Source organism: Beijerinckiaceae bacterium (assembly GCA_004564215.1).
Classification (GTDB): domain Bacteria; phylum Pseudomonadota; class Alphaproteobacteria; order Rhizobiales; family Beijerinckiaceae; genus Methylocapsa.
In genome coordinates, this window is the sequence record CP024846.1 from 1,468,372 (window position 1) to 1,494,644 (window position 26,273).

Consider the following 26,273-nt stretch of genomic DNA (forward strand, 5'->3'; position numbering starts at 1 on the left):
TTTTAGGGGACGGCACTCCTGCGCATAGGCGCCTGGACGGCGAGATGTTCGCGGGCCCTGGCGAATACAGCCCGAAACATTTCCGGCGTCAGCACCCCGGTATTGGTGTTGTACCGCGAGCAGTGATAACTGCTGAAAAGGCTGATTGCCTTGGCTTGATGCGATGACTGTTTGGGGGAATGGTCCCGAGACGTTTCTTCCGCGGAAAGAACATGTTCGGAACCATGCGCGAAGGGAAAGGCGCTCAGCTTCAATCCGAACGCCCGAACGACGGATTCATGGGCCACGCGGCCCAGCGCGACGATGGCGCAAAGCTCCGGCATTGCCGAAATCGTCGCCGCCAGAAAAGCTCGGCAATTGTTAATTTCAACCGGCGTGGGCTTGTTTTGCGGTGGCACGCAACGCACCGCATTGGTGATTGCGCAGGACACGAGCTGCAGACCATCATCTGCGCGGGCGTCGTACCGGCCGCTGGCGAACTTAAAATCTTGGAGCGTTGTATAAAGAAGATCTCCGGCGAAATCGCCGGTAAAGGGCCGACCGGTCCGATTGGCGCCGCGCAGGCCGGGAGCTAGACCGACCACCAGCAATCGCGCCTCCAGCGCTCCAAAAGTCGGAACCGGTGCATTATACCAATCGGGCTGGGCCAATCGGGCAGCAGCGCGAAAATCTGCCAAACGCGGACAAACTGCACAATTGAAGTCGGGATCACGGCCAGTAGAACTTGGTAGACAACCAGCCGCGATGATCTTTTTACTCACGCCAATGTGTTTCAGTCTTAAATCTTCGATTGGGGCAAGCGAAGGTGGGCCGGCGTCAACCTAGCCGGTCGTCGGCCAGAGCTGGATCGAAACTGCCCACGGGGGCGGTGCGTCGTTCCTGCGCCTTTTGCGGACGTTCAGACCTTTCGGAGATGTCACGGCCAATTTTCGGAGCAAGGTGAAGTATATCGATGAATTCATCGGCTTGACGACGCAATTCATCGGCTACCATGGCCGGCTGAGTCGCATTGGTAGACACAACCGATACCCGAACTCCCTTGCGCTGGACGGCTTCGACCAGCGAGCGGAAATCGCCATCACCCGAAAAAAGAACCAAATGATCAATATGATCAGCCATTTCCATGGCGTCAACGGCAAGCTCTATGTCCATGTTGCCCTTGACCTTGCGGCGTCCGAGCGAATCCACGAATTCCTTGGTTGGCTTCGTTACGACAGCGTAGCCATTGTAATCCAGCCAATCGACCAGAGGGCGAATTGAAGAATATTCCTGATCTTCAACCAACGCTGTATAATAGAAAGCTCGGATGAGCTTCCCTCTGGTTTGGAACTCTTTGAGCAACCGCTTGTAATCAATATCAAAACCAAGCGACTTCGCGGTCGCATATAAATTCGCGCCGTCGATAAATAGCGCAATTCGCTCTTGATCAGCCATACCTGTCTCGTATAGTTCTCTAGTGATGTTCTTCGACATTTTTATTTCATCTAGCCAGAAGTGAGAACAACAACTTCTAGGCCAACGCGCACTTAAACTTGTCGCGCTAGATCGCGCCTTACAAAAAAATACAGAGGAAGGTATGTGGCCCTACTCTTCCCCTACGTCAAGAGCCCACTATACGCTAAGTTTCAGCATCAAAGTGATAATATTAAGGCGAATGAAGACGTCGGGAGTTTTTATGTTTGGTTCAGTTTCTCAGAACGTCCGGCCGTGGATGATTGAGGGTTGCCAGAACCGACACTTAAAGTGTAGACCAAACTACTCCTAAAATGTCTCTGTCACAAGGAGCGTGCTCGGTATGGCCCGCGTCACCGTTGAAGATTGTATTGACAAGGTCGAGAATCGTTTCGAACTCGTTTTGATCGCAAGTCATCGGGCGCGGATGATCGCTTCCGGCGCGCAGATCATGGTCGAGCGCGACAATGATAAAAACCCCGTGATTGCCTTGCGTGAGATCGCGGAAGCGACCCTGGCGCCAGAAGACCTCAAAGAGGATTTTATCCAATCCTTGCAAAAACACGTTGAGGTGGATGAACCCGAGGCTGAAGCTGTCCCGGCGCTTTCCTCCGCTCCGGAGGGGACCCAGTCCGATTCCCTCGGCGATATGCAGTTTGACAGAATGACCGAGGAAGATCTTTTGCGTGGCCTTGAGGGCCTGGTTCCACCGGCCGAAACCGAAGACGACGGTGACTAGCCCGCAGGGCAAACCGCGCCATCGTCGGATTGGACAAGCTTGCATTAAGAAGCCGTCGCGGGAGGAAGACGGCATGATAGCATAGCGGTATTGGCATAAGGGAGTGGCGCAGCGGCGGAGCGGCCGTTGGTGCCCCGCTTTTAAACCGCATCCGATCGTTCTGAAATCGGGTATGATCCAATGTGCAGAGTCGCGGATCCAACCAATTATGATGCGGCAATACGAACTCGTCGATCGGGTACGGCGCTATAATCCGCAAGCCGACGAGGTCTCGCTCAATCGCGCCTATGTCTATGCCATGAAGGCCCATGGGGCGCAAAAGCGCGCTTCCGGCGATCCCTATTTTTCGCATCCTCTCGAAGTCGCGGCCATCCTCACCGACATGAAGCTCGACGATGCGACCATCGTCGCCGCGGTCTTGCATGACACGATCGAAGATACCGATTCGACGCGGGAGGAGATCGACCGGCTTTTCGGCAGCGATATCGGCCGTCTCGTCGACGGGCTAACAAAGCTCAAGAAGCTCGACCTTGTCTCCAAGCGGGCTGAGCAGGCGGAAAATTTCCGCAAGCTGCTTCTCGCCGTGGCCGAGGATGTGCGGGTTCTCCTCGTCAAGCTCGCCGACCGGCTGCACAATATGCGCACACTGCATTTCGTGGCGCCCGATAAACGCGCCAGGATCGCCGAAGAAACCCTCGATATCTATGCGCCGCTGGCCGGCCGCATGGGCATGCAGACGATGCGCGACGAGCTTGAGGATTTGGCGTTTCGCCATCTCATGCCCGACGCCTATGCGATGATCCAGGCACGGCTCGAGGATCTGCGCCGCAAAAACGGGAAGATCATCGTAAAGATCGAGAAGGAACTCACCGCCGAACTTGCCGCGCGCGGCATCGAAGCCAAGGTCGAAGGCCGCCAGAAACAGCCCTATTCGGTGTGGCGCAAGATGGAGCGCAAATCGATTGCCTTCGAACAGCTGTCCGACATCTTCGGCTTCCGCGTCGTCGTCTCCGGCGTCGAGGATTGCTACCGCGTCATCGGCGTCGTCCATACGAAATGGGCGGTCGTGCCAAACCGTTTCAAGGACTATATTTCAACGCCCAAGCAGAACGATTATCAGTCCGTCCACACAACGGTCGTGGGACCCGGCCGGCAGCGGGTCGAACTGCAAGTGCGCACCGCCGAGATGCACGATATCGCCCGCAACGGCATCGCGGCGCATGCGCTCTATAAAGATGGCCGCATTTCCGACCGGGAAAGCTTGACGAGCGAAAGCCGCTCCTATCAATGGCTGCGCCGCACCATCGCCCTGCTCGCCGAAGGGGCGACGCCCGAGGAATTTCTCGAACACACCAAGCTCGAACTTTTTCATGATCAGGTTTTCTGTTTCACGCCGAATGGCCGGCTCATCGCTTTGCCACGCGGCGCAACCCCGATCGACTTTGCCTACGCCGTCCACACCGATGTCGGCAATTCCGCCGTGGGCGCCAAGATCAACGGGCGCCACGCGCCGCTTTTGTCCGAACTTCAAAACGGCGACGAAGTCGAGATTACCCGCGCCGAAGGCCAGACGCCGCCCGCGGCCTGGGAAGGTCTCGTCATCACCGGCAAGGCGCGCTCGGCAATCCGGCGGGCGACCCGCGATGCGGTGCGGGCCCAGTTCGCCAGTCTTGGACGCCAGATTGTCAGCCGCGCGTTCGAACGGGCCGGCAAGGCCTACTCCGACGAAAAACTGAAAACCTCATTGCCGAGGCTCGGCCGGACCAACATTGAAGATGTCCTCGTCGGTGTTGGGCGCGGCGAGATGTTTTCCGGCGATGTGGTCAAGGCGGTCTATCCCGAATTTATGGAAGAGCGCAAAGCCGTCGTCGCAAGTCCGCGCGGAGAAGCCGGCTGGTTCGGCCTGAAGAAGGCCTCAAGTCTGGTCTTCAAAATTCCAGGCGGCAGTGAGTTGGATCCAACCTCGATCCCGATCCGCGGTCCGCACGGCGACCTGCCGGTGCGCTTCGCGCCGAGCGGGGGAGCCGTGCCTGGCGATCGCATCGTCGGCATTCTGACTCCGGGGGAAGGAATCACGATCTACCCGATCCAATCTCCCGATCTGACCGCCTTCGATGAAGAGCCCGAGCGTTGGCTCGATGTGCGTTGGGACATCGAGGAGAGCCGTCACGAGCTGTTCCCGGCCCGCCTCTTGATCACGGCGATCAACGAGCCGGGGACCTTGGGGACGATCGCCACCGTGATCGGCGATCATTCCGCCAATATCGACACGATTACGATCAAGCCGCTATCCGCCGACTTCCGCGAAATGATCATCGACGTGGAAGTCAATGATCTAAAACATTTGAACACGATCATCTCGCATTTGCGGGCGCGCCCGGTGGTTCACAAGGTCGAACGGGTGAACGGATAATGGCTGCGTCGAACTCCGTGCGGCTCGGCGTCAATATCGACCACGTCGCGACACTGCGCAACGCGCGCGGCGGCGCTTTTCCCGATCCCGTACGCGCCGCCCATCTTGCGGTGAAGGCCGGCGCCGATGGGATTACCGCGCATCTCCGCGAAGACCGCCGGCACATTCGCGACGAGGACATGGCGCGGCTGAAACGGGAAATTGCAAAGCCGCTGAATTTCGAAATGGCGGCGACCGACGACATGGTCGCGGTGGCCCTCGACACGCGGCCGCATGCCTGTTGCCTGGTTCCCGAAAAGCGGAGCGAGCGTACCACCGAGGGCGGCCTGGACGTCATCGGCGGCCATGACCATTTGAAAATCGTGACCGCTGAATTGCTGAAAGCCGGGATTCGGGTCTCGTTGTTTATCGAACCATCCTTGGAGGCCGTAAAGGCATCGCGCTCGATCGGCGCGCCCGTCATCGAATTTCATACCGGCGCCTGGTGCGATGCGCTCACCCATGCCGAAAACCAGCGCGCCCAAAATGAGTTGGCGCGCATCAAGACGGCGGCGGCGCTTGCGAACGGGTTGGGACTTGAATGTCACGCCGGCCACGGTCTCGATTTTGCCACCGCCAAGATCGTCGCCGGATTACCGGAAATCGTCGAATTGAATATTGGTCATTTTCTGATCGGCGAGGCCGTGTTCATTGGACTCGACGCCGCCATCAAGAAGATGCGCATGGCGATGGATGAGGGTCGCCGGACGGCGAGCTAGAGCATGTTCTGCAAAAGCACACCGATGCTTGGCGGCAACCCGGGCATGGTCAGATGATCATAGGTTTCGGCAACGACCTTTGCGATATTCGTCGCATCGAGCAGTCCTTGGAACGCTTCGGCGACCGCTTCGTCCTGCGATGTTTCACCGAGACCGAGCAGCTCAAATCCAATGGGAGAGCCGGCCGCGCCGCTTCCTACGCCAAGCGATTCGCCGCCAAGGAAGCCTGTGCCAAGGCCCTCGGCACCGGGCTCCGCGCCGGCGTGAGGTGGCGCGATATGGGCGTTGTCAATTTGCCTTCAGGCAAGCCGACCATGGCTCTCACCGGCGGCGCGGCCTTGCGATTGGCTGACCTGACCCCGGTGGGGCATTGGACCCTGATCCACCTCACGCTGACCGACGAATATCCGCTGGCTCAGGCGCAGGTGATCATCGAGGCGATCGTGCAGGACCCGGCCATCGCGTTATGGCAGGATTAAGTTTTGGCAAGGTGGCGGGCTCCAGCGCCTCGGTCTTGACGTTAAAAATCAAGGGTTTCTCCCCTATTTTATTGATCCGCGCGGGCCTTGAATTCGGTCCAGAATGCGACGTCCAAGGGTCGGCCCCCACTCTATACCGGCGTGGACCGGCATGGTAAGGAGCCCACCTTGGAGTAGGCCAGCCCCGAGAAATATGGGTTTGGGCGCGTTGGATCGCGGCTGCTCCAAGCTTTTGTTCGGCATGTCCAGGCGTCCGGGAACGGCTACGCCTGAATTGCTCTTGAGAGAAGATAAAATGACAGAGCCAGCACGATTGGACGGAAAAGGCCGCGACACGAAACAACGCGCCAAGGAAGGCGGCAAGGGCGATACTTTGAAGGTCATCGTTCAGGCGCTGCTGATAGCGCTCGTCGTACGTACTTTCCTGTTTCAGCCGTTCAATATCCCATCCGGCTCCATGATTCCGACGCTTCTGATCGGCGATTATCTTTTCGTCTCCAAATATGCCTATGGCTATTCCGATCATTCATTGCCGTTTAGCCCGCATCTGTTCTCGGGGCGGGTTCTCGCCTCCGCGCCAAAACGCGGCGATGTCGTCGTCTTCAAGCTTCCGCGCGACGGGCAGACGGATTACATCAAGCGCGTGATCGGACTGCCCGGCGACAAGATCCAGATGAAAGACGGCCGGCTTTTCATCAACGGCGAGATCGTGCCGCGCGACCCGATCGCCAAGGCGCATACCGAAGATTTCTACGGCCGCGAAACGGATGTCCCCACCTATCGTGAGACCCTTCCTGGGGGCGTCAGCCACACAATCATCGAGATCCAGGGCGACTCCGGCTTCAACGACAATACAAGGGTCTTCGAAGTGCCGGATGGAGAGTATTTCATGATGGGGGACAATCGGGACAATTCGACCGACAGCCGCGTTGCACCCGACCAGGGCGGTGTTGGATTTGTCCCGTTCCAAAATCTTGTCGGCCGCGCCGAGCTGATCTTCTTTTCGGTTGGCAAGGGGGAACCCGCCTGGGCCTTTTGGGAATGGCCTTGGACGGTACGTTGGGACCGGATGCTCAAAACCGTGAAATAAAATGTCGCGGCAAGTTCAGGATATCAAAGCAGTCGAGGATCGCATCGGACATCATTTTGCCGATCCAGATCTCATTGCCGCCGCGCTCACTCACATGAGCGCGGTCACGGGCCGCAGGCGAGAGACCTATCAAAGGCTCGAATTTCTTGGCGACCGGGTTCTCGGTCTCGCGATTTCCGAAATGCTGTATGTGGCCTTTCCCGAGGCTGAGGAAGGGGAGCTTTCCCGCCGCCTCGCCGGCCTCGTTCGCAAGGAAAGCTGCGCCGAGGTCGCGCGCGAATGGGGAATTGAAACCCACGTGCGTTTGGGCGAAAGCGAAAAGCAGACGGGCACAACCAAGGCGGCCATTTTGGGCGATGTCTGCGAATCGATCATCGGCGCGATCTTTCTCGATGCAGGCTATGCCGCGGCCAAAGCCGTCGTAGCCGCCGCATTCGCGTCGCGAATGCTGTCGCCGGATCGGCCCCTGCGCGACCCTAAGACCGCGCTGCAGGAATGGGCGCAGGCGCGTGGCCTCCCGACCCCCCTTTATCGCGAAGTCGCGCGATCCGGGCCCGACCATGCACCGGAATTCACGATCAGCGTTGAAGTGCGCGGCTATCCGCTTGCCGAAGCCAAAGGCCTCACCAAGCGCCTCGCCGAGCAGGCTTCCGCGGCCAATTTCATCGCGCGCGAGGGCATCGACCAAGCCTCTCAAAAGGGCGCCGCGTGAACGGCCCCCGCGGTGCCGGAACGAGCTGTGGTTTTGTCGCCCTCATCGGTACGCCGAATGCCGGAAAATCGACGTTGATCAATCAACTCGTCGGCACCAAGGTTTCGATCGTCTCACGCAAGGTGCAAACGACACGCAGCCCGGTACGCGGCATTGCCATCGAGGATCATGCGCAGATCATTTTTGTGGATACGCCTGGAATCTTCGCACCCAAGCGGCGGCTCGATCGGGCCATGGTGACGTCGGCTTGGAGCGGCGCCGGCGACGCCGATGTCGTCGCCTTGCTCGTGGACGCGCGCAAAGGCATGGATGAAGAAGTCGAGGCCATCCTTGCTGGCCTGCCGCGCGTGGGCGGCGTCAAGATTCTGGTGTTGAACAAGATTGACACGGTTGAACCGCCGAAGCTTCTCGAGCTCGCCGATCGGCTCAACAGCGCTTTTACGTTTGCGGACACGTTCATGATTTCGGCCCTGCGCGGCCACGGCGTTCCCAAATTCAAGCAGCACCTCGCCACGCTGATGGCTCCGGGCCCCTGGCTCTATCCGGAAGACCAGATCACCGATGCGCCGTTGCGCTCGCTCGCCGCCGAAATCACGCGCGAAAAAATCTTTGAGCGCCTGCACGATGAATTGCCTTACCAATCGACGGTGGAAACCGAACTCTGGAAGGACATGCCGGACGGTTCAGTGCGGATCGAACAGACGATCTATGTGATGCGCGAGGGGCACAAGAAAATCGTGATCGGCGAAGGCGGCCGCACGATCAAGGCCATCGGCACGGCGGCGCGCAAGGACATCATGGAGGCGACAGACCAAAAGGTTCATCTCTTTCTGTTCGTCAAGGTGCGGGAGAATTGGGCCGACGATCCCGAACGCTACCGGGAAATGGGATTGGACTTTCCCAAGGGATCGTCTTGAGCGAGATGGCCGGCGGTTCTATGGTGCGGGCCAGCTCGATGTCTCAGGTTTCAAGTTTTCAATGAAAATTGCCAGCATGACGGGCTTCGCCCGGGACGCCGGAAGCGCCGGATTGTGGCGCTTTTCGTGGGAGCTCAAGTCGGTCAACGCCAAGGGTCTCGATGTCAGGCTGCGCTTGCCGCCTCCCTTCGACGCGATCGAGACGGAGGCACGCGCCCGCATCGCCCGAGATTTGGCCCGCGGAACGGTCCATGCCACGCTGACCGCTCACCGCGAGATCATGGTCCCCGAGATTCGCGTCAACGAGGTTTTGCTGCGGAAGCTCGTCGAAGCAGTCGCCGCGATCCCGCTCCCTGCGGCCGTGGCGCCGGCAACGCTTGATGGGCTTCTCGCCATGCGGGGCGTTGTTGAAGTCATCGAGGCGGCCGATAGCGAAGCCGAGATTTTGCACGCGCGTCGCATCGTTCTCGATGGGCTCGGCGCCGCGTTGGGCGCCCTCGCGACCATGCGGCAAAGCGAGGGACAGGCGCTTGCCCCTGTGCTTTTCGCCAGACTTGAGCGCATTACCGCTTTGATACAGGCGGCCGAGGTCTGCCCCGGGCGCCAGCCGGAAGCGATTGCCACCCGGCTCGCGCAAACTCTCGCCATTCTTGCCGGAAACGTGAATTTCGACCAGAGTCGCCTGCATCAGGAGGCGCTCATGCTCGCAGCCAAGGCCGACATCAGGGAGGAATTGGATCGCCTTGTCGCTCACACGGCAGCAGCGCGCGATCTTTTGACCAAGGGCGGCACGGTCGGCCGCAAGCTCGACTTTCTGGCCCAGGAATTTGCCCGCGAGGCTAATACCCTTTGCGCGAAATCGAATGACGCGAATTTGACCGGGCTTGGCCTCGAATTGCGGGTCGAGATCGAGCAGTTTCGCGAACAGATCCAGAATATCGAGTAGCCAATGAGTCTGAACAATCCGCCCACGACCGAACCGGCCTCCGGCGCTCAAGATCGAGGGCCTAGCCGCCGCGGTCTGATGTTGATTCTTTCCTCGCCGTCGGGGGCTGGCAAGACGACCTTGACTCGGATGCTGCTTCAGACGCGCGACCTCGACCTGACTCTGTCGATCTCGGTCACCACACGGCCCCGCCGTTCGAGTGAGGTCGACGGCATCCATTATACATTCATCACCAAGAAGCATTTCGAAGCGTTGCGCGATGGCGGCGATTTGCTCGAATGGGCGGAAGTGCACGGCAATTTCTACGGAACGCCGCGCGAGCCCGTCGAAGAGGTTCTGCGTCAGGGGCGTGATGTCCTTTTTGACATCGACTATCAGGGAACGCAGCAGGTCAAGCAGAAATCGGCCGACAATGTCGTCACCATCTTTATCCTGCCGCCGTCGATGAAGGAACTACGGTCGCGACTTGAACGCCGCGCCGAGGATTCGCCCGAGATCATCGCCAAAAGGTTGAACGACGCGCGCAATGAGATTCGCAGGTGGGCCCAATACGACTACGTCCTCGTGAACGACGATCTGCAAAACACCTTCGGCGATTTGCTCGCTATCCTTGCCGCCGAACGCCACCGCACTCTGCGCGTGAAGGAAGGCATCGGCGGTTTTGTCGAAAAACTATTGAACGAGTCGTGATTTGACGGCTGATATGCTGATAAACTGGGGCGACCGGCATTGTCATCATTGAGGCTGGCCGGTCATCCTCTCGATACTTCAGAAGCTGATAGGCGGCCCCCTGGTATGGATCTTGCTCAATTTTTCGTCATGATCTTGCCAAAGCTGGAGACCATCAACACCCCGCGAATTGGCGCAAATTCGGTTGCCTTTGCGCGGCGAAATCCTCGTCTTTCCGCAACTTAGGGGCTCCATGACCCTCTCGAGTTCATTTCGCCGCGTCGGCTTCACCCTAGGCGGACACGTCTATAATCAGCTCGTCCTGATCGGCGTTCAGATTCTGCTCGTTCCGGTCCTTCTGCATGCTTGGGGGATCGAGCGATATGGCGTGTGGCTGCTGCTCTCGTCGATACCGACCTATCTGACGTTCAGCGATTTCGGTTTTACGTTTATCGCCAAGAATGAAATGACGATGAAGGCGGCGGGCGGCGACCGGTCGGGTGTCCTCGTCACCTATCAAAGCGTCTTCGTGCTCCTCAACATCATTACCGCTGTCGTTGCAATTTTAGCTGGCGCCGTAATTTTTGCAGTCCCCATGCGGTCCATCTTCGCCTTGGGCGAGGTTTCGGATATCGAAGCGAAACTCGTCCTTGCCCTTCTCGGGGCAAGCTTGATTTTTTATCAATATTTCCTGCTCTTTTCAGGCGCGGCGCGCGCGGCAGGTCGACCCGCCAGCGAAGTCGCGTGGAACGGGACCAGTAGATTGGTCGAAGGATTATCCACGGCCGCCGTTGCCTTGCTCGGCGGCGACCTCGTTCTCGCGGCCATTATCATCCTGGTCAATCGGATCGTTTTCACGAGCGCCATCTTTGTCTGGATCCGATCGATCGCGCCCTGGCTGCCCATCGGTTGGAGCCATTGCTCGCGCAGCGAGATCAAACGTCTGTTCAATCCTTCGATCAGCTATATGTTCGTGTCCGTCGCCTATGCCTTAATGATCCAGGGCCCGATCACTGTTCTCGGCCTCGTCACCGGACCGGATCGCATCGCCATCTTTTCGACGTCGCGCACGCTTGCAAGGCTCGGAACATCGGCAACGAATCTTCTCAACAACTCCGTGACACCCGAATATTCCCATCTTTTCGGCCTGAAAAAGACGTCGGGGTTTTTGCGTATCCTCCGTTTCCACCTTGCGCTCTCGGGCGCCGGCGTCCTCGCCTATTTACTGTTGATGAGTTTCTTGGGCGATTCCATCCTGAAACTTTGGACCGGCGGAAAAGTGATGGCGGAAGAACCGTTCTTCACACTGCTCATTTTGTCGGTCGGCGCTGAAATGATTTGGACAGCGCTTTTTGTTCCCCTGGCGTCGACCAACCGACACATAAGGGTCTCTTACGCCTTTGCAATTCTAAGCTTGATCGGCATTTGCGCTTGCTACTTCGGCGCTGCATCCTATGGCCTGACAGGCGCAATTCTGGCTGTGCTTGGCGTTAATGTCGTCATGATCGGTGTCACGATCGAACAATTGATCAGCCGCGCCGGTCCGAGCGCGTTGGATAGCGCAGGCAGGGGCGCCGTCAAACCGAGCCAGCTTTAGCGCTCACGTCTTTTCGTCCGATCGCGAGGCAATATGGCTGCAAGTCCCACAAACGCAGAGACCCGTATCGTCGTGTGCGCGCTCGAGACCTATTCCAAAATAGGTGGCCTTCAAAACTTCAATCGGCGGATCATCGCCAATCTGGCACAACGAACCCTCGACCGAAAAGAGCGACCCCCGCAGGTCTTCTTGTTGCGCGATCAGAACGCCATCCCGGAGATTGCGGGAATCGAGATCGCCGGAATGGGTCATCGCCTGCGCTTTATGTTTCAGGCGTTGAGGGCCGGTGTAACCCAGGCCAATCTCTTCGTCATAGGCCATCGAAATCTTCTTCCGCTCGCGGCTTTGGTCCGATGCCTTCGCCCCAATTTGCCAATTCTCCTGTTTGTGCATGGTGAAGATGTTTGGAACGATCCTCGTCAGGAGGCCGGACGGCGGCGTTGGTATGAACCTTGGTTGCTGCGGGCCGTCTCACAGATCGCTTCGGTCAGCGCTTTCACCGCCGAGACGATGGCGCGGGAATTCAATGTCCCTCTGTCGAAGTTTATTCTTCTTCCGAACGCAGTCGATCCGCTCAAATCCACGTTGGAGCTGGCGAAGCGCGAGCCGGCTACGATCCTGACCGTGACAAGGCTTAGCCTGAACGACCGCGAAAAACACGTGGACAAGGTCATCCGCGCGGTCGCCAAGCTCAAGCACAGCCTGCCCCATATCAAATGCGAGATCGTCGGGGATGGCGCTTTACGCCCCGAACTTGAGGCCTTGGCCACGGAACTCGGCGTCGCCGACGCGGTAAAATTTCTTGGCCGCATCAGCGATGCGGAGCTCGACGCGGCCTATGCAAGAGCGACGGTCTTCGCGATGCCCTCGTCCAAGGAGGGGTTCGGGATCGTCTATCTCGAAGCCTGGCTGCGGGGTCTTCCCGTGATCTGCAGCAAGCATGGCGCCTCCAAGGAAATCGTTTCCGATGGGGTGGATGGATTTGTCGTCGAACCCTCCGATATTTCGATGCTCGCAGATCGCCTCCATCTGTGGCTCTCACAGCCGGAAATTGCCCGGGACATGGGCGAGCGCGGGCGCCGGAAGGTCGAGGCGAATTTTCTCGGCCCCGCCTTCCGGGCCAATCTCGACCGGATCATCGACGGGCTCCGCGCGGGGAAGCGTCCCAGGGATAATTGACCTTCGGCCGCACCGGTATTATTTCATAAACATGCCAGTTCGGACCATAATCACCCTCCCAGACCCGCGTTTGCGGCTTCGCGTGCCGCCCTTGGCGTCCGTCGACGACTGCATCCGTGCGCTGATGGACGATATGCTTGAGACCATGTATGCCGCGCCCGGCATCGGCCTCGCCGCCGTGCAGATCGCCGTCCAGAAGCGGGTGATTGTGCTCGACGTCGCCAAGCGCGAAAGCGAAGCCGCGACCGCTGATCCCCTTTGTCTCGCCAATCCGGAAGTCCTCTGGGCCTCGGAGGAGCTGTCAACCTATGAAGAGGGCTGCCTGTCGATCCCGGAATTCTATGAGGAGGTGGAACGGCCGGCGCGCGTAAGGGTCGGCTATCTGGACCGGGAAGGCCGGGCACGGGAGGTCGAGGCGGACGGCATTCTGGCGACCTGCCTTCAGCATGAAATCGATCATTTGAACGGCGTCCTGTTCATCGATCATATTTCCAGGCTGAAGCGCGAGCGCATCACCAAGAAATTCAGCAAGAGCGCCAGACACGGGGCCGCTGATCGGAAGCGCAGCGTGGAGCACGAACAGGCCTCCGTCCGAACCGACGCCTGATTGACGCCCATCACTTGGGCATCACTTGGGCCGCCCCCAACCCTAGGCCAAGACTATTGCGTATCGTCTTCATGGGGACCCCGGAATTCTCGGTGCCTGTGCTCACCGAGATCATCGGCCAGGGCAACCTCGTGGCAGCGGTCTATACGCGGCCACCGAAACCCGCAGGGCGTCGCGGCCTAGAGGCAACCCCCTCCCCTGTGCATGAGGCGGCGCTGCGTTTCGGCATTGACGTGGTCACGCCCCAAACCCTTCGCTCGGACGAGGCGGCCGCCCGGCTGCGGAGCTTTGAACCCGACGCGATCGTCGTCGTGGCCTATGGCTTGATCTTGCCGAAAGTCATTCTCGAACTGCCGCCGAAATTCTGTCTCAACCTGCATGCCTCCCTGTTGCCACGTTGGCGGGGCGCCGCGCCGATCCAGCGCGCGATCATGGCCGGCGACAAGGAAACAGGGGTCATGGTGATGCGCATGGAAGAAGGTCTCGACACCGGCCCCATCGCCCTCACCGAGCGGGTCGCCATTGGACCGGATTCGAATGCCGCTGAACTGCATGACAAACTAGCCTTCGCGGGAGCCGGGCTGATGGCGCGGGCCCTGGCATTGCTTGAGCGGGGCGAACTTGTCTTCACCGCGCAGGCTGAAACCGGGGTCACCTATGCGCGTAAAATCGACAAGGCGGAAGCGCGGATCGATTGGTCAAAACCGGCATCGGAAATACATGATCTGATCCGCGCTCTTGGGCCCTTTCCTGGGGCCTATTTCGAAGCCGATCTCGGCAAGGGCGTGGAACGCATCAAGGTCTTGCGCGCCCAAAGGGTCGACGCCACCGGCACGCCAGGATGCGTCCTCGATGATCGCTTGACCATTGCCTGCGGCAAAGGGGCGGTGCGGCTTCTGGAGTTGCAACGTCCCGGCAAACTGCACGTGTCGGCCGAGGATTTTTTGCACGGCGCCAAACTGCCCGCCGGAACCATGCTCGCCCCAAAATCTGATGCCGCGCTTTAAGCTCACCGTCGAATACGACGGAACGCCCTTCGTCGGCTGGCAGCGGCAGACCAATGGACCCTCGGTCCAGTCCGTCATCGAATCTGCCCTTGAGGCCCTGTGTGGCACCCACGTCGGAGTCCGTGGAGCCGGGCGAACGGATACCGGTGTTCACGCCACCGGCCAAGTTGTGCATGCAGATCTGGTCAAGGACTGGCGCAGCGATGTCTTGCGCGATGCCCTGAACGCGCATATGCGGCCCCAGCCCGTCGCGATTTTGGCGGCCGAACGCGTTCCTGAATCCTTTGACGCCAGATTTTCAGCAATCCGGCGGCATTATCTCTATCGAATCATCAATCGCCGGGCCCCTCTGACCGTTGAGCAAGGGCACGCCTGGCTCGTCAAACGAAGGCTCGACGCCGACGCCATGCGGGCAGCCGCCGCCCATCTTGTCGGTCATCATGATTTTTCAACCTTCCGCGCGTCTCAGTGCCAGGCGGAGAGCCCGGTGCGCACGCTGGAACGGCTCGATGTCACGCGGATTGGCGATGAGATTCAGATCAGCGCCAGCGCGCGCTCGTTCCTGCACTCGCAAGTGCGGTCCATGGTGGGGTCGCTCGAACAGGTCGGCTCAGGAAAATGGAGCGCGTTTAACCTCCGTGCCGCTCTCGAAGCGTGCGACCGTCGCCGCTGCGGCATGGTCGCTCCCCCGGAAGGACTCTATCTGATCGGCGTGGATTATGATCCGAGCGCTTCTGCGTGGCCTTGATTCTGTTATGACTCAGCGCCAGTCCGAATAGTGTCGCTCCAATTCGGCTTCAAGCTCTGGGCCGGCCGCTGGAACGAAACTGAAAACAGCCATCCTCCCAACCATCCTCTCAAGTTGGGCAAATCTTTCAATAATCCGGTAATGGGGGCGATCGGCATAGTCGTCCACCAGTAAGAGCGCGTTAGATGGCTCTTTGGACATGTATTTGATGCTTGTCAGGGCACAGGCGACCCGGAAACGTCCATCCACCAAGATCAAATCCGGAAGCCGCGTGTCGCCAATTAATCTCCAGGGCGCCTGGGGATAGGACATCCATTTACGGACACGATTTGGCTTGGGCGTTTTGAAAAGCGGAATGCCCCAGAGGCCCGTGATGCCAATATTGACATGAACCAGATGCTGATCGTGTTTTAGATTTCCTATTTTCGCTCTCACGGAATTCATAAATACTTTGTCGGAGTCCACGGCGACGAAGGGCTTGCCCCATTTCGCAGCCTGTACGGTACTGCCGCCTGTGCCATACTCGACGTAAAAGGCGCTGTTATTTATTTTTTCCATAAAATATTGCGTAGACCGGTCGTCAAAATGGGGCTCGTCAGGCACATTACACTTCGTAAATCGCTTGCTTACGATAAACATAGCATTCGTGCCGGCCTCGATCAGCGGTTCGGGCATCATGTCCCGAACTCTCTTTCTGGCGGTCCGAGAAGCACGCTGAAAACTGACTGACATATATTATTTAACCTCTAACCAACAGTGGGACTTTAATCTCCTCGTTGCGATTTGCAACCCGCGCGACGATCAGAGAGCAGCAGCCGTCTTCCGCGCTTTATCGATCAACTGCTCCGCGCCGTAAATCGCGTCGCCATCAGGATCATGCACAAGAGCGCCGGAACCCGCAGCGAGGGCCGCGCAGACAATCGCGGCGCTGGCTTCTTCGCGCACATCTCCGCTCCAGCGAAAGGCAATCGCGGCATTTCGCTCGCCAATCCGCGACTGCAACGCGGACGATAGCCCCGACGCATCGACGGCCTGAAAGCGGATGTCGAACCCCGCGTCTTCTCCGTCCAGCGTGCAGGGCAGATAGCCCGACGTTTGAAACGGAACGTAGGAATCATCCAGAGTGAGTTTGAATTTGAGGCCGTCGATCACCTTTTGCAGGGTTTCGCGCGCGGGCACGTCGTTGCGCAGGAGATAGGCGGTTTGGGAGCGGGCCATGGAATTCCCTTTGCGATGCGTCTGGCGCTGCTCTCAAGCAAAAATCTGGCCGCGCGGAACTACTCCCTCTCGAACACAATCTCCCCGGCGACGAGGGTGAGTTTCACCCTGCCCTCCATGCGGGCTTCGTCGAACGGCGTATTCTTGCAGCGCGAATGCAATTTGGCCGGGTCGACGACATAGGGTTCGTTCGGATCGAAGCGGATCAAATCGGCGGGCGCGCCGACCTTGAACCTTCCCTGGGGGAGACCAAGAATTTCCGCCGGGCGGGTCGTCATGGCGTTGAGCAGACGTCCCAGCGAAACTTCGCCGGAGGAAACCAGCCGCAGGCCTGCGGACAGCATGGTTTCCAGCCCGATCGCGCCATCCTCGGCCTCGGCGAAGGGCAGCCGCTTGGTTTCGACATCCTGGGGATTATGGTCGGAGACGACAACGTCGATGAGCCCCGACGCCAGTCCGGCAACCAGCGCACGCCGCTCGTCTTCGCGCCGCAGCGGCGGCGCAAGTTTTAAAAACGTTCGATAGTCGCCGATGTCGTTTTCATTGAGCGTCAGATGGTTGATCGAGGTCGCGCAGGTCACCGGCAGCCCATCGGCCTTGGCCTTGGCGATGATCTCCAGGGACAAAGTCGTGGTGACGAGGGCGGCGTGATAGCGGGCGCCCGTGAGATTCACCAGTTTGATGTCGCGATCCAGCATGATCGCTTCCGCCTCGCGGGGGATTCCGGCAAGGCCGAGCCGCGAGGCGAATTCGCCTTCATTCATCACGCCTTCGCCGGCAAGATCGCGATCTTCCGCGTAATGAATGATTAGGGCGTCGAAATCACGGGCGTATTCCATCACCCGGCGCATGACCCGGGCGTTGCGGACAGAACGAGCCCCGTCGCTGAACGCAACCGCGCCGGCCTGCTGCAGCAAGCCTATCTCAGCGATCTCGGTGCCCTCAAGGCCCGCCGTCAGGGCGGCGCAAGGAAGCACCCGGACGCGGCCCGTGTCGCGCGCCCGGCGCAACAGAAAATCGACGACCGCCGCCTCATCGACCGGCGGATTGGTGTCGGAGCGGGCCAGGATGGTCGTGACCCCGCCGGCTGCGGCCGCGGCGGTCGCGGTCGCAATGGTTTCCCGGTGTTCGGCGCCCGGTTCGCCGATAAACGCCCTCATGTCGATGAGGCCCGGCGCCACGAGGTCGCCGCGGCAATCCAAAATGCGCGCATGCGAAGGCAGCTGCCCCTTCGTGACCCCCGGACCGAAATCGCGGATCACGCCATCGACGACCAGAATCCCGCCGAAACTCTCCCTGAGCTCCGCCGGATCGACCAATTTTGCATTGACGAGCGCCAAAGGCTGGTGGGCGATCGAGGCGCTGGAGGGAAGCTTCACGTGAAACAGCTCGCTCTTATCCATTTGGCAAATGCTGCGCCAATGCTTCCAGCACGGCGATCCGAACCGCGACGCCCATTTCGACCTGCTCGCGGATGCGGCTTCTCGCTCCGTCGGCGACGCTCGAATCGATCTCCACGCCCCGGTTGATCGGGCCGGGATGCAAGACCAGCGCATCGGGTTTCGCCCGCCTAAGCTTGGCTTCGTCGAGGCCAAAAAATCGGAAATATTCCTTGGCGGACGGGATATACGCCCCGAGCATCCGTTCCCGCTGCAACCGCAGCATCATCACAATGTCCGCACCCTCGAGGCCCGATTCCATGTCGCGGAAAACCTCGACGCCCATCCGCTCGATGCCGGTCGGCAGCAATGTCGAGGGGCCGACCGCGCGCACCCGCGCCCCAAGGGCGGAGAGAAGCAAAATATTCGAGCGCGCGACGCGCGAATGGAGGATATCGCCGCAGATCGCGACCGTGAGGCCCGCGATTCTGCCTTTGTTGCGCCGGATGGTGAGAGCGTCGAGAAGCGCTTGGGTCGGATGTTCATGGGCGCCGTCGCCCGCGTTGACGACTGAACAATCGACCTTTTTCGCCAGCAGATGCACCGCGCCGGCGTGGGCATGGCGGACGACGATGATATCGGGACGCATGGCGTTGAGCGTCATCGCCGTATCGATCAGGGTTTCGCCCTTTTTGACGCTGGACGTCGCGACCGACATATTCATGACGTCGGCGCCAAGCCGCTTGCCCGCGAGTTCGAACGACGACTGGGTCCTGGTCGAGGCCTCGAAGAAAAGGTTGATGAGGGTTCGTCCCCGCAGGGTTGAACGCTTCTTTTCGACCTGACGCGACACTTCGATCGCCGACTCGGCCAAATTAAGCAAAGCCTCGATGTCCAGGGGCGATAGCCCCTCTATCCCGAGCAGATGCCGGTGCGGGAAGGTGAGCTCTCCAGGCGCATTGACCATTGACCCTGGCTTATAGGCCCCGATGGGGCCCGCTCACAATAGTTTGCTCGGCTCGCTTCGAACTGCCCACAAAAATCGGCACATCTTGACCGGGCTCACCGGCGCTCATTCATGAAACCGTCAAAAACGTGAAGCACCTAATGGCCTTGCCGAGTTGCATTTTTTCCCGAAACCCGGTTCAAGCGTCGCAGGAAGAGGCGCTGTTCAAGGTCGGATCCCCATGAAATCTATTTGGCAATGTTTAGGGTCGGCGGCGGCAATCATGGCGGTTGCGGCTCCGGCATGGGCGGAAAATCAACCGCTGACCTGCTGGTATAATGACCACGCCGATTTTACCTCAGCCGACAGCGCGCCGGCCAGCGCCGTCATCGGAAGCGTGGCGAAGGCAAGCAGCGGGGACAAGACCTTTTCCTATACGATTTCGGCAAGAGACGGCATGGCGTGCCCGGTGCAGCTCCCGCTCTCGACGACGTCCGCCGTGACGGTGGCCCTCGTTCGCCAGGACGAGGGGGATTGTTCGAACGAGAAGGTCAGCGACGCCGGAGGCGCAGCCATTGGCGGTTCCGTGACCGTCTATAGCGAGTCCAGAGCCGCATCCACGGCGGCGATCCGGCTTGCCGGTCTGGCTCCCAACACCAGCTATAAGATTTTCCTGAAATGCCTGCGGCAGCTCGGAACGCTCCGAACCGATGCGAATGGAAACGCCGGGCGAACCGTCAGCTTTCCCACTGACGGGCCGGGTCCAGTCTTTGCCTTCGAAATTGCTCCCGAGGGCGACGCCGCGGGCACCAAGCTCCAAAGCCTGTCCTTCAAGAAGTAAAGCGGGCTTTCGCTGCGCAACCCATCGGCGCCAAGCCGAAAATTGCGCAGCCACAGCTCACGCAACCTCTTGGAGATGGGCTTCCAGGAACCAAAGCGACTTGTCGAGGGCGCGCGAAAACGCCGTCAAAATATCCGCTGTGTCCGCATCGCCTGCCTCGTCGGTCGCCGCGATCCCGGCGCGAACCGAATTCGCGACCGTGCCAAAGTGCTCGATCAGCGCCGCGATGTGATCCTTGATCTTGTAAATATCTGTCGGATAGGGCTTGAGCGAGGTCTTGTTCGCCACCACTTGCGAAGTGCCAAGCGCGGTTCCGCCCAGTTGCACAACGCGCTCGGCCATGGTGTCCACATGGTCGTCGATCTCGGTGCGGAACGAATCGAGCATTTCATGCACCGCGATGAATTGAATGCCCTTAAGGTTCCAATGCGCCTGTTTGGTAAGCAAAGCCAAATCGATGGCGTCGGCTAAGCGGGCATTCAACAGATCGATGGAAACCGCTTTTGCATTCGACTTCACATCGTTCAGCGTTTTATGCAACTTCATAAGCAAATACTCCGCTTTTCTGGTGGATTCTTCAGTTTAGCAAGCTTGCCTGCGGTATTTTGGCGCACTGAGACTTGGCAATTGCTAAACTTAGCTTTAGTAAATGCGCGCCGAAACGAAAAGGTTCATCAGGTCCAGCATTTTTGACGGGATTTGACTATGATCCCGCGCTCCCCCATCCTCCGGCGCATCGATTTCGGCCAAGCTCCGGCTCGGATCCCCTAGCGCGAGCGGTACCAGATCAATTTGAAATTAATAAAATACCGGCTGTTGCGCCGCTGGGAACAGATAGGACCTATGCATGAATGTCGTCATCGTCGAGTCGCCGGCGAAGGCCAAAACGATCGGCAAGTATCTGGGAAAGGGCTATGAGGTCTATGCCTCCTATGGCCATGTTCGGGATTTGCCGGCCAAGGATGGTTCGGTGGATCCGGACGCGGATTTCGCCATGCTCTGGGATGTCGATTCCCAGTCGGCAAAACGGCTGGCGGAGATCGCCAAGGCCGTCAAGAGCGCCGACCGAATTATCCTCGCGACCGACCCGGACCGTGAAGGGGAAGCGATTTCCTGGCACGTCCTCGAGATTTTAAAGGCCAAAAAAGTCCTCGGCACCAAGCCGGTCGAACGGGTGGTCTTCAACGCGATCACCAAATCGGCGATTCTCGATGCCATTCGCAATCCCCGCCAGATCGACGAGGCGTTGGTCGATGCCTATCTGGCGCGGCGCGCCCTTGATTATCTTGTCGGTTTCAATCTCTCGCCGGTGCTGTGGCGGAAATTGCCCGGCGCCCGCTCCGCCGGCCGGGTTCAATCCGTGGCCTTGCGCCTTGTCTGCGACCGCGAACTCGAGATCGAAAAATTCGTTTCGCGGGAATATTGGTCGATCCTCGCCCATCTGAAAACCGGCGCCGGGGCCCCCTTCGTCGCCCGCCTCATCGGCGCCGACGGGCAGAAGATTGCGCGCCTCGATATCGGCTCGGGGGGCGAGGCGGAGGCCTTCAAAGCCGAGCTGGAGGCTGCCAAATTCTCGGTGGCCCGCATCGAGGCGAAGCCCGCCAAGCGGCACCCGGCGCCGCCCTTCACCACCTCAACCCTGCAGCAGGAGGCCTCGCGCAAATTGGGATTTGCTCCCGCCCGAACCATGCAACTCGCCCAGCGGCTTTACGAGGGCGCCGACATCGGCGGCGAAACGGTTGGCCTCATTACCTATATGCGGACCGACGGCGTCGACCTCGCCCCGGAAGCGATCACCAGCGCGCGCAGTGTCATCGGCAAGGAGTTCGGCGCGAACTACGTCCCCAAGGCGCCGCGCAAATATACGGTGAAAGCCAAGAATGCGCAGGAAGCGCATGAAGCCGTTCGCCCGACAGACCCGGCAAGGTTGCCGAAGCATGTCGCGCGAAGCCTCGAACCGGATCAACTGCGGCTTTACGAACTGATCTGGACACGCACCATTGCGAGCCAGATGGAATCCGCCGAGCTGGAACGCACCACGGTCGATATTCTCGCGGAAGCTGGAGCCCGCAAAATCGACCTGCGGGCGACCGGCCAGGTCATTCGCTTCGACGGCTTCCTGAAACTCTATCAGGAGGGGCGCGACGACGATGACGACGATGAAAGCGGCCGGCTGCCCGAGATGCACGAGGGCGAGGCCCTCGCCAAGGAAAGAATAGAGGCGAGCCAGCATTTTACCGAGCCGCCGCCGCGCTTCACCGAGGCGACCCTCATCAAACAGATGGAGGAGCTCGGCATAGGCCGACCTTCGACCTATGCTTCGACCCTCGCGGTTCTGCGTGAACGCGATTATGTGCGGCTCGAAAAGAAGCGGCTGTTTCCCGAAGACAAGGGCCGCCTCGTCACGGCCTTTCTGGAGAGCTTTTTCACCCGCTATGTCGGCTATGATTTTACCGCCGACCTCGAAGAGAAGCTCGACCTTGTGTCCAACCATGAGTTGGACTGGAAACAGGTCTTGCGCGATTTCTGGACCGATTTTTCGGGCGCGCTCGCGGGCACCAAGGATCTGCGAACAACTCAGGTCCTGGATAGTCTCAACGAACTCCTCGGCCCGCATATTTTTCCGGCCAAGGAAGACGGCTCGAACCCACGCGCCTGCCCCTCCTGCGGCGCCGGCCAGCTTTCGCTCAAACTCGGCAAATTCGGAGCCTTCATCGGCTGCTCCAACTATCCCGAATGCAAATTCACCCGCACCTTGGCAAATACCGAGGCCAGCGACCTGCCTGAGGGGGATCGCCCGGGGGTCAAGGTTCTCGGCGAAGACCCGCAGACGGGGGAAGAAATTTCGCTCCGCGATGGGCGTTTCGGCGCCTATGTGCAGCAAGGCGAAGGCGAAAAGCCGAAGCGCTCTTCCCTGCCCAAAAGCGTCAGTCCCGGCGACGTGACCCTGGAGCTGGCCCTCGGGCTGCTGTCGCTTCCCCGCGAGGTCGCCAAACACCCCGAGACCAAAGAGCCGATCCTGGCCGGCATGGGCCGCTACGGTCCCTATGTCCAACATGGCAAGACCTACGCAAGCATCGGCAAGGACGAAGATATCCTCGCCATCGGCGGCAACCGGGCGATCGATCTCATCGTCGCCAAGGAAAGCGGCTTGACCGGTCGACGGTTCGGCGCCGCCGCGACCGCGCCCTCGCGGGTGCTCGGGGAGCATCCGACGGGGGGCGACGTGGTCGTCAAGGCCGGTCGCTATGGCCCTTATGTCAATCACGGCAAAATCAACGCGACCTTGTCCCGCGATGCCGACCCCACCACATTGACCTTGGAAGAAGCGCTCGCGCTTCTCGCCGCGAAAGCCGACGGCGGAACGGATCGCAAAGGTGCCGTTCAGGGTCGTCTTCTCGGGGAGCATCCTGCGGGCGGGCCCATCACCGTCCGGACAGGACGCTTCGGTCCTTATGTGAATTACGGTAGGATCAACGCGACCCTGAAAAACGATCTTTCCCCGGATGCGATCACGATCGAGGAAGCTATCCGCCTGATCGAGGACAAGGAGAGCGCGGGAGGCGGTTCGAGGTCCCCCAAAAGATCATCCAAAGCGCCTTCGGCCAAGAAAGCGGCTCCGGCCAGAGCAGCCAAGAAAGCCGCGCCGGCAGCAGCCGCCAAGGCGCCGGCTCCGAAATCGAAAAAGGCTAAGCGAGCGTGAAAAAAAACGCGACAGGATCCGGCCTAGACGTGGCCGAATCCGCGCAGATCCCGCATCATTCACAGGATGGGGGATTTCCGTCACGTGCGGAAATTCTTGCCTTCATCGCCCGCGAGCGTGAAGCCACGGGCAATCCGCAAGGCAAGATCAGCAAGCGGGAAATCGCCCGCGCATTCAACATCAAGGGAGAAGACAGGATCGCCCTCAAGCGGCTCTTGAAAGAACTGGAAGCCGAGGGCGCCATAGAGCGGCGGCGCAAGAGCCTGCATAAGCCCGGACTTTTACCCTCGGTCGTGCTGGCCGATATGCTCGGGCGCGATCGCGACGGCGAGCTCCTCGCCGTCCCGGCCGAATGGGACACGACCCAGGGTCAGGCGCCGAAGATATTGCTGACGGCAAGCTCCCGCCAGAAGCCGGGGGGTGCGGTCCCGGGTCCCGGCGATCGCGCCTTGCTGCGCGTTGAATTGGTGCCGGGCGCGGAACCCGGCGAACCAACCTACACCGGGCGCGTCGTGAAGCTTTTGCCGCGCGCGAAATCCCAGGTTTTGGGGATTTTTCGCGCCGACGCGGGGGGCGGCGGACGCATTGTTCCGATCGACAAGAAAAATTTCCATCGGGGCGAACTGAGCGTCGGACCGGGCCATGAAGGCACGGCCAACGATGGCGACCTCGTGGCGGTGGAACTTCTGCGGACCGGACGCCTCGGCCTTCCGGCGGCGCGCGTGCGCGAAAGGCTGGGGGCGCTCGACAATGAAAAGGCGGTGAGCCTGATCGCCATCCACGCTCATCAATTACCCCATGTGTTCCGACCTGAGGTCATCGCCGAGGCGGACAGCGCGCGACATGCCGGCATGGCACAACGCGAGGATTGGCGGAGGGTGCCGCTCGTCACCATCGATCCGGTGGATGCCAAGGATCACGATGACGCGGTCCATGCCGAACCCGACCCCGATCCCGGCAATCCCGGCGGCTTTATCTTATGCATCGCCATCGCCGATGTCGCGGCCTACGTGCGGCCGGGGGGGCAGCTCGATCGCGAAGCCCAGGATCGCGGCAATTCGGTTTATTTCCCGGACCGTGTCGTGCCGATGCTTCCGGAAAGAATTTCCAACGACCTTTGCTCGCTTCGGCCGAATGAGGATCGCCCCGCCCTCGCCGCCCGGATCGTCATCGCCGCCGACGGCCATAAGCTGCACCATACCTTCCACCGGGTCATGATGCGCTCGGCGGCGAAACTTTCGTATGCGCAAGTGCAAGCCGCAATCGACGAGAGACCGGACGAAAATACAGCGCCGCTGCTCGCCAATGTTCTCGTTCCGCTTTACGACGCCTATCGCGCGCTCAAGCACGCGCGGGACAAGCGCGGGCCGCTCGATCTCGATCTGCCGGAACGCAAGATCATTCTGGACACAGAGGGCAAGGTTCAGTCCGTCGTGACGCCCCCGAGGCTCGATTCGCACCGCCTCATCGAAGAATTCATGATCCTCGCCAATGTCGCCGCCGCGGAAGCGCTCGAAGCCAAGCACCAGGATTTCATTTACCGTGTTCATGACGAGCCATCGCTCGAAAAGCTCAATAATCTCGCCGAGTTTCTAGCCTCGATCGGGATCAAGCTTGCCAAGGGCCAAGTTCTTCGTGCGACGCAATTCAACGGTATTCTGGACAAGGTGAGGGGCAGCGAAAACGAGCATCTCGTCAATGAAGTCGTGCTGCGCACCCAAGCGCAAGCCGAATATGTCATCGAGAACTATGGACATTTCGGTCTCAATCTCCGCCGCTACGCCCATTTCACCTCCCCGATCCGCCGTTATGCCGATCTCATCGTTCATCGCGCCCTGATCCTTGCGCTGAATCTGGGATCCGACGGCTTGGCACCTATCGCCAGGGAGCAGTTGGCCGAAATTGCTGCAAAAATTTCCGCCGCCGAACGCCGCGCCATGGCGGCGGAACGGGAGACATCGGATCGGCTGATTGCTGCCCATCTTGCCGGCCATATCGGAGCCAGTTTCGAGGGCCGTATCTCGGGCGCGACCAGCGCCGGGCTGTTTGTCAAGCTGAACGAGACGGGCGCCGATGGCTTCATCCCGGCCTCGATGCTCGGCGATGATTATTTTCGTCATGACCCCGCTTTGCATGCTCTGATCGGCTCGCGCACCGGCCAAATGCATCGGCTCGGCGACATCGTTACTGTCAGGCTTGTGGAAGCTGCCCCGCTCGCAGGCGCGCTCCGCTTTGAACTCTTGAGTGAAGTCTCGCCGCGCCAGGTAAGCGGACGCTCAGCCAAAGCCAAGCGATTGCCGCACCGCGACATACGGCCTTCTAGCGGATCACGGCGCACACGCCTATCTGGAGGCAAGACTTCAAAAAGGTGAATGTTGCAACGGTTGCACAGCTAGGCTAGCCAAAGTTCATTGCCGCGCGGCCTTCAGCTGGTGAGGATTGAGTTCATGGCAGACGACGGCCTCGTCACCATCCACAGCATGCGTTCGGCGCAAGACACAATAGAAGGCGTCGAAGCGGCCGTGAAAGCCAAGGGAGCGACCCTCTTCGCCAAGATCGATCACGCGGCCGGAGCCACCGAGGCCGGCGCCACATTGCGCCCGACCACGCTGATGATTTTCGGCAACGCGCCCGCCGGCACGCCACTCATGAAATCGAACCAGCGCATCGGCATCGACCTGCCGCTGAAGATGCTCGTTTGGAAAGACAGCGAAGGCAAAGTCTGGCTGACCTACGACGATCCAGCTTGGATCGCGAGACGGCACGGCATCGACGCCCAATTCGAACCCGTCGTGCACGCCATGTCGGCAACGCTTAGCGAAATTGCACAGGATGCGGCCGGGGTGGGTTAGGACAATTCCCGATGATCAAGA

Annotated in this window: 25 protein-coding genes; 18 read left to right on the plus strand and 7 right to left on the minus strand. The window is 59.8% G+C overall.

Annotation, left to right across the window (positions count from 1 at the left end):
• Positions 1 to 2 precede the first annotated feature (2 nt).
• Together CU048_06880 and CU048_06885 are read right to left on the minus strand one after the other, a co-directional pair.
• A complete protein-coding gene (locus CU048_06880) occupies positions 3 to 761 on the minus strand; it encodes a uracil-DNA glycosylase (GenBank protein ID QBR71049.1) in 759 nt (252 codons plus the stop codon).
• Positions 762 to 816: 55 nt separating this feature from the next.
• A complete protein-coding gene (locus CU048_06885) occupies positions 817 to 1,434 on the minus strand; it encodes an NYN domain-containing protein (GenBank protein ID QBR71050.1) in 618 nt (205 codons plus the stop codon).
• 361 nt (positions 1,435 to 1,795) lie between these two features.
• Here CU048_06885 and CU048_06890 point away from each other — a divergent pair, with 361 nt between their 5' ends.
• The 14 genes from CU048_06890 to CU048_06955 all read left to right on the plus strand — a co-directional run bounded on the left by CU048_06890 (position 1,796) and on the right by CU048_06955 (position 15,313).
• Positions 1,796 to 2,191 carry a DNA-directed RNA polymerase subunit omega gene (locus CU048_06890; GenBank protein ID QBR71051.1) on the plus strand — a complete coding sequence of 132 codons (396 nt, stop codon included), beginning with the start codon at positions 1,796 to 1,798 and terminating at the stop codon, positions 2,189 to 2,191.
• 208 nt (positions 2,192 to 2,399) lie between these two features.
• Positions 2,400 to 4,604, plus strand: a complete 2,205-nt coding sequence (locus CU048_06895) for a bifunctional (p)ppGpp synthetase/guanosine-3',5'-bis(diphosphate) 3'-pyrophosphohydrolase (GenBank protein ID QBR72728.1) — start codon at positions 2,400 to 2,402, stop codon at positions 4,602 to 4,604.
• Positions 4,604 to 5,362 carry a pyridoxine 5'-phosphate synthase gene (locus CU048_06900; GenBank protein ID QBR71052.1) on the plus strand — a complete coding sequence of 253 codons (759 nt, stop codon included), beginning with the start codon at positions 4,604 to 4,606 and terminating at the stop codon, positions 5,360 to 5,362. The genes CU048_06895 and CU048_06900 overlap by 1 nt, the downstream gene beginning before the upstream one ends.
• A 53-nt stretch (positions 5,363 to 5,415) precedes the next feature.
• Complete coding sequence (locus CU048_06905) at positions 5,416 to 5,841, plus strand: holo-ACP synthase (GenBank protein ID QBR71053.1); 426 nt, start codon at positions 5,416 to 5,418, stop codon at positions 5,839 to 5,841.
• A gap of 295 nt (positions 5,842 to 6,136) precedes the next feature.
• On the plus strand, positions 6,137 to 6,931 hold the full coding sequence (gene lepB / locus CU048_06910) for a signal peptidase I (GenBank protein QBR72729.1): 795 nt from the start codon (positions 6,137 to 6,139) through the stop codon (positions 6,929 to 6,931).
• A 1-nt stretch (position 6,932) separates the two neighbouring features.
• Positions 6,933 to 7,643 carry a ribonuclease III gene (gene rnc / locus CU048_06915; GenBank protein ID QBR71054.1) on the plus strand — a complete coding sequence of 237 codons (711 nt, stop codon included), beginning with the start codon at positions 6,933 to 6,935 and terminating at the stop codon, positions 7,641 to 7,643.
• Positions 7,640 to 8,560, plus strand: a complete 921-nt coding sequence (locus CU048_06920; protein QBR71055.1) for a GTPase Era — start codon at positions 7,640 to 7,642, stop codon at positions 8,558 to 8,560. The genes rnc and CU048_06920 overlap by 4 nt, the downstream gene beginning before the upstream one ends.
• A gap of 61 nt (positions 8,561 to 8,621) precedes the next feature.
• Complete coding sequence (locus CU048_06925) at positions 8,622 to 9,506, plus strand: YicC family protein (GenBank protein ID QBR71056.1); 885 nt, start codon at positions 8,622 to 8,624, stop codon at positions 9,504 to 9,506.
• 3 nt (positions 9,507 to 9,509) lie between these two features.
• Positions 9,510 to 10,196, plus strand: a complete 687-nt coding sequence (locus CU048_06930; GenBank protein QBR71057.1) for a guanylate kinase — start codon at positions 9,510 to 9,512, stop codon at positions 10,194 to 10,196.
• 232 nt (positions 10,197 to 10,428) lie between these two features.
• On the plus strand, positions 10,429 to 11,772 hold the full coding sequence (locus tag CU048_06935; protein QBR71058.1) for a teichoic acid transporter: 1,344 nt from the start codon (positions 10,429 to 10,431) through the stop codon (positions 11,770 to 11,772).
• 33 nt (positions 11,773 to 11,805) lie between these two features.
• The gene (locus tag CU048_06940; GenBank protein ID QBR71059.1) at positions 11,806 to 12,951 is read left to right on the plus strand and encodes a hypothetical protein; all 1,146 of its coding nucleotides are present in this window, start codon (positions 11,806 to 11,808) and stop codon (positions 12,949 to 12,951) included.
• Between the two features lie 31 nt (positions 12,952 to 12,982).
• On the plus strand, positions 12,983 to 13,558 hold the full coding sequence (locus CU048_06945) for a peptide deformylase (GenBank protein QBR71060.1): 576 nt from the start codon (positions 12,983 to 12,985) through the stop codon (positions 13,556 to 13,558).
• Positions 13,559 to 13,614: 56 nt separating this feature from the next.
• Positions 13,615 to 14,565 (plus strand): methionyl-tRNA formyltransferase, encoded by a 951-nt coding sequence (locus CU048_06950; GenBank protein ID QBR71061.1) that lies wholly within the window; start codon positions 13,615 to 13,617, stop codon positions 14,563 to 14,565.
• Positions 14,552 to 15,313: a tRNA pseudouridine(38-40) synthase TruA gene (locus tag CU048_06955; GenBank protein QBR71062.1), complete on the plus strand. Its 762-nt coding sequence runs from the start codon at positions 14,552 to 14,554 to the stop codon at positions 15,311 to 15,313. The genes CU048_06950 and CU048_06955 overlap by 14 nt, the downstream gene beginning before the upstream one ends.
• Before the next feature lie 12 nt (positions 15,314 to 15,325).
• Here the strand turns inward: CU048_06955 and CU048_06960 are convergent, their stop codons facing one another.
• From CU048_06960 to pyrB, 4 genes are all read right to left on the minus strand, one after another.
• Positions 15,326 to 15,991, minus strand: coding sequence for a hypothetical protein (locus tag CU048_06960; protein ID QBR71063.1), 666 nt, complete (start codon positions 15,989 to 15,991; stop codon positions 15,326 to 15,328).
• A gap of 123 nt (positions 15,992 to 16,114) precedes the next feature.
• Positions 16,115 to 16,531 carry a hypothetical protein gene (locus CU048_06965; GenBank protein ID QBR71064.1) on the minus strand — a complete coding sequence of 139 codons (417 nt, stop codon included), beginning with the start codon at positions 16,529 to 16,531 and terminating at the stop codon, positions 16,115 to 16,117.
• Positions 16,532 to 16,590: 59 nt separating this feature from the next.
• Complete coding sequence (locus CU048_06970; GenBank protein QBR71065.1) at positions 16,591 to 17,934, minus strand: dihydroorotase; 1,344 nt, start codon at positions 17,932 to 17,934, stop codon at positions 16,591 to 16,593.
• Positions 17,927 to 18,877 (minus strand): aspartate carbamoyltransferase catalytic subunit, encoded by a 951-nt coding sequence (pyrB, locus tag CU048_06975; protein QBR71066.1) that lies wholly within the window; start codon positions 18,875 to 18,877, stop codon positions 17,927 to 17,929. The genes CU048_06970 and pyrB overlap by 8 nt, the downstream gene beginning before the upstream one ends.
• A gap of 262 nt (positions 18,878 to 19,139) precedes the next feature.
• Here pyrB and CU048_06980 point away from each other — a divergent pair, with 262 nt between their 5' ends.
• Positions 19,140 to 19,697, plus strand: a complete 558-nt coding sequence (locus tag CU048_06980; GenBank protein QBR71067.1) for a hypothetical protein — start codon at positions 19,140 to 19,142, stop codon at positions 19,695 to 19,697.
• Positions 19,698 to 19,754: 57 nt separating this feature from the next.
• Here CU048_06980 and CU048_06985 read toward each other — a convergent pair whose 3' ends face one another.
• On the minus strand, positions 19,755 to 20,243 hold the full coding sequence (locus CU048_06985) for a DNA starvation/stationary phase protection protein Dps (GenBank protein ID QBR71068.1): 489 nt from the start codon (positions 20,241 to 20,243) through the stop codon (positions 19,755 to 19,757).
• Between the two features lie 301 nt (positions 20,244 to 20,544).
• Here CU048_06985 and topA point away from each other — a divergent pair, with 301 nt between their 5' ends.
• The 3 genes from topA (at position 20,545) to CU048_07000 (ending at position 26,252) form a co-directional block, all read left to right on the plus strand.
• Positions 20,545 to 23,400: a type I DNA topoisomerase gene (gene topA, locus CU048_06990; protein QBR71069.1), complete on the plus strand. Its 2,856-nt coding sequence runs from the start codon at positions 20,545 to 20,547 to the stop codon at positions 23,398 to 23,400.
• 47 nt (positions 23,401 to 23,447) lie between these two features.
• Positions 23,448 to 25,772, plus strand: a complete 2,325-nt coding sequence (rnr, locus tag CU048_06995) for a ribonuclease R (protein ID QBR72730.1) — start codon at positions 23,448 to 23,450, stop codon at positions 25,770 to 25,772.
• A 75-nt stretch (positions 25,773 to 25,847) separates the two neighbouring features.
• Positions 25,848 to 26,252, plus strand: a complete 405-nt coding sequence (locus tag CU048_07000) for a hypothetical protein (GenBank protein QBR71070.1) — start codon at positions 25,848 to 25,850, stop codon at positions 26,250 to 26,252.
• Positions 26,253 to 26,273 lie beyond the last annotated feature (21 nt).

Coding starts and splice junctions, on each gene's coding strand:
- CU048_06885 (QBR71050.1), bottom strand. CDS start 1,434: ATGGCTGATCAAGAGCGAATTGCGCTATTTATCGACGGCGCGAATTTA.
- CU048_06890 (QBR71051.1), top strand. CDS start 1,796: ATGGCCCGCGTCACCGTTGAAGATTGTATTGACAAGGTCGAGAATCGT.
- CU048_06895 (QBR72728.1), top strand. CDS start 2,400: ATGATGCGGCAATACGAACTCGTCGATCGGGTACGGCGCTATAATCCG.
- CU048_06900 (QBR71052.1), top strand. CDS start 4,604: ATGGCTGCGTCGAACTCCGTGCGGCTCGGCGTCAATATCGACCACGTC.
- CU048_06905 (QBR71053.1), top strand. CDS start 5,416: ATGATCATAGGTTTCGGCAACGACCTTTGCGATATTCGTCGCATCGAG.
- lepB (QBR72729.1), top strand. CDS start 6,137: ATGACAGAGCCAGCACGATTGGACGGAAAAGGCCGCGACACGAAACAA.
- rnc (QBR71054.1), top strand. CDS start 6,933: ATGTCGCGGCAAGTTCAGGATATCAAAGCAGTCGAGGATCGCATCGGA.
- CU048_06925 (QBR71056.1), top strand. CDS start 8,622: ATGAAAATTGCCAGCATGACGGGCTTCGCCCGGGACGCCGGAAGCGCC.
- CU048_06930 (QBR71057.1), top strand. CDS start 9,510: ATGAGTCTGAACAATCCGCCCACGACCGAACCGGCCTCCGGCGCTCAA.
- CU048_06935 (QBR71058.1), top strand. CDS start 10,429: ATGACCCTCTCGAGTTCATTTCGCCGCGTCGGCTTCACCCTAGGCGGA.
- CU048_06940 (QBR71059.1), top strand. CDS start 11,806: ATGGCTGCAAGTCCCACAAACGCAGAGACCCGTATCGTCGTGTGCGCG.
- CU048_06945 (QBR71060.1), top strand. CDS start 12,983: ATGCCAGTTCGGACCATAATCACCCTCCCAGACCCGCGTTTGCGGCTT.
- CU048_06955 (QBR71062.1), top strand. CDS start 14,552: ATGCCGCGCTTTAAGCTCACCGTCGAATACGACGGAACGCCCTTCGTC.
- CU048_06960 (QBR71063.1), bottom strand. CDS start 15,991: ATGATGCCCGAACCGCTGATCGAGGCCGGCACGAATGCTATGTTTATC.
- CU048_06965 (QBR71064.1), bottom strand. CDS start 16,531: ATGGCCCGCTCCCAAACCGCCTATCTCCTGCGCAACGACGTGCCCGCG.
- CU048_06970 (QBR71065.1), bottom strand. CDS start 17,934: ATGGATAAGAGCGAGCTGTTTCACGTGAAGCTTCCCTCCAGCGCCTCG.
- pyrB (QBR71066.1), bottom strand. CDS start 18,877: ATGGTCAATGCGCCTGGAGAGCTCACCTTCCCGCACCGGCATCTGCTC.
- CU048_06980 (QBR71067.1), top strand. CDS start 19,140: ATGGCGGTTGCGGCTCCGGCATGGGCGGAAAATCAACCGCTGACCTGC.
- CU048_06985 (QBR71068.1), bottom strand. CDS start 20,243: ATGAAGTTGCATAAAACGCTGAACGATGTGAAGTCGAATGCAAAAGCG.
- topA (QBR71069.1), top strand. CDS start 20,545: ATGAATGTCGTCATCGTCGAGTCGCCGGCGAAGGCCAAAACGATCGGC.
- CU048_07000 (QBR71070.1), top strand. CDS start 25,848: ATGGCAGACGACGGCCTCGTCACCATCCACAGCATGCGTTCGGCGCAA.